Source organism: Rhodococcus sp. P3_B8, from assembly GCF_056402775.1.
Genome location: NZ_JBFUGT010000422.1, coordinates 1 through 4,641 on the forward strand (window position 1 = coordinate 1; position 4,641 = coordinate 4,641).

At 65.2% G+C, this 4,641-nt stretch carries 2 protein-coding genes and 2 pseudogenes; 1 reads left to right on the top strand and 3 read right to left on the bottom strand.

Annotated elements, in window-relative coordinates; all coding sequences use genetic code 11:
- Nucleotides 1-1,239 precede the first annotated feature (1,239 nt).
- Nucleotides 1,240-1,490 (bottom strand): annotated as a pseudogene (locus tag AC1D1G_RS41970) (superoxide dismutase family protein); the annotation flags it as partial.
- A gap of 309 nt (nucleotides 1,491-1,799) precedes the next feature.
- Here AC1D1G_RS41970 and AC1D1G_RS41975 point away from each other — a divergent pair.
- On the top strand, nucleotides 1,800-2,489 hold the full coding sequence (locus AC1D1G_RS41975; protein WP_477956578.1) for a ZIP family metal transporter: 690 nt from the start codon (nucleotides 1,800-1,802) through the stop codon (nucleotides 2,487-2,489).
- A gap of 1,026 nt (nucleotides 2,490-3,515) precedes the next feature.
- On the opposite strand, the gene AC1D1G_RS41980 is transcribed toward AC1D1G_RS41975, so the two are convergent.
- Nucleotides 3,516-3,845: a hypothetical protein gene (locus AC1D1G_RS41980; RefSeq protein ID WP_283331816.1), complete on the bottom strand. Its 330-nt coding sequence runs from the start codon at nucleotides 3,843-3,845 to the stop codon at nucleotides 3,516-3,518.
- Between the two features lie 489 nt (nucleotides 3,846-4,334).
- Nucleotides 4,335-4,641, bottom strand: a pseudogene (locus AC1D1G_RS41985) (DUF2855 family protein); the annotation flags it as partial.

Genomic DNA, 4,641 nt, shown 5'->3' on the forward strand with positions numbered 1-4,641 from the left:
CCCAATCCGCCTGCCGCAGAAAGTAGTAGATACTACGAGATAGTCATGGAATTTCGATCAACAGCGGGAAGCCTGGTCGATCCCACGAGCATCGACTACTTCCGTCAACTTCTCACACGGCAGATCGCCCGTGTCGGCCACCGCGGCACGACACCACCACCGGCACCCGGCGCCCCACCACAGTCGATCACGGGCGAGATCGTCCCCGCGAAACCGTCACGGAGGGACGCGCGGCGAGCCGCCGGAATTAGCTCGTCGCGCAGCCCACGGTCAACGTCCACTTCGCGCACCCTCCAACCGAAACCCGTTCGGTAGGAACCTAGCTGAACGCCACCCGCATCGGCGGCACGAATGCCGCACACCGAACCAGGGGAACCTGCCAGAAGCCCCTCAGGCAGGTTCGCCCGTCCAGTGTTCAGAATCCGGGATGCTGTCGCACGGAACGGTCGGCTGATGGGAACGCTCAGCAGTGGCCGAGATTGCCCTGCCGCAAAGCCGAGATGGTGTACAAGACGATGACCAGCGGATAGTACAGATTGAGCACCACAGATTGAGCACCGCACTTCTCCTCCAGGAAAGGGAGGGCGAGAGGTTGTTGCCCAGCCGAAGTTCGACGTACCCGACCTGCCGACGAGTACACGGCCACAGCTACCTCCGTGTCATCGGTCGCTGCATTCTGCGCGGACAGCATCGTGCTGCCCGTCGGTGCCCGAAGCCACAACCACCGCGTGCCCGGATCACGCGTGTCCAACCGGGACGCGCTGGCACGACCAGTTTCGTTATCGGTGGTGTGGGTGCTGACTCTCCCGTTCTGCACCCGGCAAACGATTGTAGTGGCCGGGACGCCCGGGCGATTCCACCCTCCTTGATCGGGTGCCGATTCTCGGCACGGTCCGTCCGCGAATCTGCGCACACGGGACTCGGTTCGACTGTGAGGAGGGCGGAGCACGTCAGCACGACCGCCGTGACCGGAGATGTCAGAACAACCTCGTCTCGACACCGCCTGGGACGCCAAGAACTCGAGACGGGGTCACGCCCCCGCTCACGGGCACGACGGGACGCACCCGCCGCAGCGCCGCGGTGGTCGAGTCAGCAAGATAGCCGACCACGACCTGAAGTGCGTCTGCATGGCCCCGAGGATGACTCTGTGTCGCAACGTCGTTGACACGTCGGAAGTACGCGGCTGGGGGATCCATATCCATGCCCCTTCGCCTAATCTGCACGACGTCAGCGGTACCTTCAGAAGTCCTCATCGATGCAGGCCAGACATCACCGACCATGCCGGCCTGTCCCGGACCGGTGGTGTGCTGTGCGTGCAGAACCGCGGAGTTGGCTTCTCCGTCACGAAACTTCCAGTGGACGGTCGTCGACGCCTGGGCGTTGCCGTTCGCTTCGGTGGTGATATCGAGCTAGATCTCGTTCTGGGGATTCGCGTGGGCCCGATCCGACGACGGAGCTTCCGGCGTGGCCGCAGGGTCGACGTCGTTCTGATTGCCGGCGGGGTTCTTCACGCGCGGCCGCGAGCGCGGCTGCGTTTCGCAGTCGACCGACTCTCTCGAATTCGTCGAGGACGCGCCTGAGTTGCGGCAAGGGTGTGGTCGCCTGGCCTCGAGTTCGACCCCTCCGTCGTTCCCAGTGCACAGGAGGCCTGGACACCACGCCGCGACGGAGGATTGAGCTTTCACGCCTCGCCGGCATTCAATGTCCGCCCGCCACGAGCGTCACCCGTCGCTGTGCCTCACCGGGCATCCGCTCGGTCGGCCGGTAAGGCCAAAGGTCGGTCTCGATACCATCCCCGCATGCTCACTGCCGTGTTGTATGGACTGGGAACTGCATTACCGTTGCTGATCGGGGCCGGCGTCGGCCTGCGATACCACCTGCCCAAACCACTACTCGCCGCGCTGATGGCCTTCGGAGCCGGCACCATGGTCGCCGCGGTCTCCACCGAACTGTTCCAGCCGGCGTTCGAAACCGAAGGAATCTGGGGCGCAGGCGCGGCCCTGTTCGCGGGCGCACTGGTCTACGTCGTCGCCGACCACCTGATCGCGAACAAACTCGGCGCCGGCGCCCTCGGATGGGCTTTGATGCTCGGTGCCCTGCTCGACGGCGTGCCGGAAAACACGGCACTCGGGGTCACCCTCGGCGGCAGCGGCGGAATCGTGCTGCTCGTCGCGGTCGCAGTCGGCAACGTCCCCGAAGCCGTCGCCGGAGCGGCGTCGATGCGCGCCCAACCCGGTTTCAACCGGCCGCGAGCCTTCGCCGTGTGGGCAGCAACCGCAGCGTTACTCGTCCTCGTGGTGATCGGAGCGAACCTGGTGTCCGACCAGATCTCCCACGGTGCGATCGCCACCATCCAGGCCTTCGCCGGCGGCGCGACCATTGCCGTACTGGCGGATTCGTTGATGCCCGAGGCCTACCGGGAAGGTGGTTGGTGGGTGGGCCTGTCCACCGCGTTGGGATTCCTCGTCGCATTCGGTCTTGGAGCATAGACCGAATACGACGGCGTCCTGGCCCTACCGCACCATGGGTGCGGCCGGTGACCGGGGGTCGGGCGGGCCGGTGCCCTGCCGGAACGATCGTGGCTCGCAGCAGGTCTCGGGCTCCCGCGACGGACGCCCTAGCCGAGGCACCCCTCGCCGACCCGGTGTGTACGATCCTGCCATCCCGGCACCTACCAACGGTACCGGTGGAGAACCACACCACGTGACGGTCGATCCGGGCCGGTACCGCGTGGAAGTATGCGGCCGCGGCTTCGTGGCCCTCGGTTGGCCCGGCACGACCGAACCGGGAGATACGTGGCGCCTCCGCTTATGGCCTGCCACGTCCACAACCGATGACCTCCCACCGAGGAAGCTCTGGACCGAGACCGACACCACGACGACTGATGCGGATCCTGCAGAAGCTCGGCCAATCGACGCCTRCATCGGCTTCTCGGACGACACCCCACAGCCCCGAGCTGTCGCCGGATGACGACTTTGCGATCTGGGGAGGTAATCCCCCGACAGCCGAGCTTCTCGCAGCCGGGTCGATGGCGCCGAACCTTTGTCTCCTGGACCGGACCGTCGCGGAAGCGATCGCATCGTCATCGCCCACCACTCAACGCTCCATTGCCCGGTGGGCTGCCCGGACAGCGATCGATCGAGCGGACCTGAGCAACACGCAATGGGTCCAGGACGGACTTAACGCGCTCGCGGAACAAGTCGCGCTTCCTGCGCCGTTCGCCGGTCTCTTCAATGCGCGGCAGCGGGTCGAGACCGCCCCCGCCCTTCGGCGGTTTCGTGCTCGCGCGACGCCAGCCCTCAGAAACCAGCAGCTCGCGCGGCAAGTCTTCGCTGTCAGTTCACTCACCAGCGCTGGGGCTGCCGATCCCGCGCGGGCGGCCCTGGACGCGACCTACTTCGCGGTAGTCGACGATGAGGACACCCAGCTGTTGTCAGGTGAAATTCGGTCGAAGTTCCTTCCTCGAGAACGTGGCCGGGCCCGTTCGGGTGTTCGGCCGCCCGAGGCGGGCATGTTCATCGCTGGTCCAGGTCCACGGTGCGCTCAGGATGATCGGCCGCGGTCAACGCCCGGTAGTTGTCATTCGACCACTGAATTTCGCGGCGCCGCACCCGGTCGTACTTACGTAGCTGAGTGGCCGTCGTCGTCTCCATCAGCCCCCCGTCCTTGATGAACCCGACCGCCGACCACTCCGCGTTCATCTCACGCGCCACGAACCGGGCCGCGCGACCGGCCGACGGCAACCGCGACGACGCGTTCAACACCGTCTCCAGGCTTGCCGCGGACGCATCCGGCAGCGAATCGGGACTGGCGTAATGCTGGCAACTGCGCCACACAGCAAACATCGAAACTCCTCGAAGTGGTGCGGAAATGCTGTCCCACCAAGTATCTCGGCGATCCGCAGAAACGACGAAGACAGAACGAATCCCTAGGTCGTGACGGATCAGTTTGCGAGCCATTTGACTAACTCAGGCACACGCCCGCCCCCACGACGTCAGGCCGGCGGATCGAGTAAATTTCTACGCCGCGGCTACACGAACCCGGTGCCCATCAGGCTCCGCCCCAGACTCGACGACCACGTCAGGCGCTTCATTAACGACGGGACCATCACGGCACCAGCGATCCGCCACTCGCCGTCGTTGGTTTCCCGAACGACGGCGACGGTCGGGCGCGCGGTGGTGGCGCTACGTCTCGGACGATCGTGGTATCGCCCCGATCGGTATCGATCGGCTCATGGACGAATTCGTAGACGTGCGCGTCGCGGACGGACCCGCTTCGCACACACCGCTCGAACGCGGTGCCGCTTCTCGACTCCCGTCTTGCGTCGAACTCACCTATCGGATGGTCAGGTCGAATACGTGCCCTACTGACGGGTCGGTCGACCCGTTGTGCAGATCGGTGATTACAGCGGGTGCATCATCGAGACCCGAATGCTCGACGAGCATCATCCATGGATGTCGAGGGTCGGCAATCCGCTCGAGGAAGACCCGCTCGTCGCGCRGGTAGCGCTGCATGAAAGAAGGCAATTCTCCCGCTGCCTTGTAGGAGTCAAGTTGCAGCGCAGCGAAGAAGAACACCGGGTCGGGTCCGGGGAGGTCCCTATCCCGCTCTGGAAAGCTGGTGGACTGGGTGGACCCGACC